Raw genomic sequence first — 1,283 nt, 5'->3', positions numbered from 1 at the left:
ATGGTCTCCCTACGCATTGCTCGTCGTCGCGGCCATCGCGCTCGACCAGTGGATAAAATACCTGGTCGAGGCCGATCTGCCTTTTCAGGAGAAGGTTGATCTGCTGCCCTTCCTGGCGCTGTTTCGCACCTACAATACCGGCATCGCCTTCTCGATGTTCTCGTCCTTCGGCGACACCGGGCTGATCGTCATTTCGCTCGCCGTCGTTGCCTTCGTGCTGTTCCTGGCGACGCGGATCGCGCCGTCCCAGATCCTTGCCCGCACCGGCTTTGCGCTGATCGTCGGCGGCGCGCTCGGCAATCTGATCGACCGCGCCGTCTACGGCCACGTCATCGACTACATCCTGTTCCACACGCCGGTCTGGTCCTTCGCCGTCTTCAACCTTGCCGACGCCTTCATTTCGGTTGGTGCGGCACTGGTCGTCTTCGACGAGCTGTTCGGCTGGCGGCGCGAACCCAAAGCCAGTCCTTCCAAGGATTGACCCCGTGCGGCCATCGCCGCACAGTTCATGTCGTCAAGATCGCGGAGAAAGACATGTCCGAAACCTTCAAAGCCATCCTCGTTTCGCGTGACGCCGAGAAAAAGCAGTCGGTCGCCGTGACCGATCTCACCGAGGCCGACCTGATGGAAGGCGATGTCACCGTCGCGGTCGAGGCAACGACGGTGAACTACAAGGATGGCTTGGCGATCACAGGCAAGGCGCCGGTGATCCGCCGCTGGCCGCTGGTGCCGGGCATCGATTTCGCCGGCACCGTCATTTCGTCCTCGCATCCCGACTGGCGCGCCGGAGACAAGGTCGTGCTGAATGGCTGGGGCGTCGGCGAAACCCATTTCGGTGCCTATGCAGGCCGTGCCCGCGTCAAGGGCGACTGGCTGGTGCCGCTGCCGCAAGGCATCAGCCCGCATGACGCGATGGCCGTCGGCACCGCAGGATATACCGCCATGCTCTGTGTCATGGCACTGGAGCGGCACGGCATCCTGCCCGATCGCGGCCCGGTGGTGGTGACGGGGGCAGCCGGCGGCGTCGGCTCGGTCGCGGTCTCCATCCTGTCCAGCCTCGGCTACCATGTCATTGCTTCCACCGGCCGCAATGCCGAAAGCCCCTTTCTGATGGACCTTGGCGCCGCCGAGGTGATCTCGCGCGAGGAGCTTGCCCAGCCGGCCAAGCCGCTGGCCAAGGAGCGCTGGGCCGGCGGTATTGACGCTGTCGGCAGCCACACGCTGGCCAATGTGCTCTCGATGACCTCCTATGGCGGCGCGGTCGCCGCCATAGGAGGTCATCG

The 1,283-nt window shown here is 64.5% G+C and carries 2 protein-coding genes; both read left to right on the top strand.

Annotation, left to right across the window (positions count from 1 at the left end):
• Positions 1-481, top strand: a 481-nt coding sequence (gene lspA, locus ENZ74_RS32090; protein WP_245471053.1) for a signal peptidase II, incomplete at its 5' end; no start/stop codon positions are given.
• Positions 482-534: 53 nt separating this feature from the next.
• Positions 535-1,283: MDR family oxidoreductase (locus ENZ74_RS32085; RefSeq protein WP_164761419.1), on the top strand; the 749-nt coding region annotated here is incomplete at its 3' end.

This window comes from Mesorhizobium sp. M7A.F.Ca.CA.002.15.2.1, assembly GCF_003998715.1.
Taxonomy (GTDB): domain Bacteria; phylum Pseudomonadota; class Alphaproteobacteria; order Rhizobiales; family Rhizobiaceae; genus Mesorhizobium; species Mesorhizobium ciceri.
The sequence above is the reverse complement of the archived record's forward strand: the minus strand, read 5'-3'. Positions and strand labels throughout refer to the sequence as shown.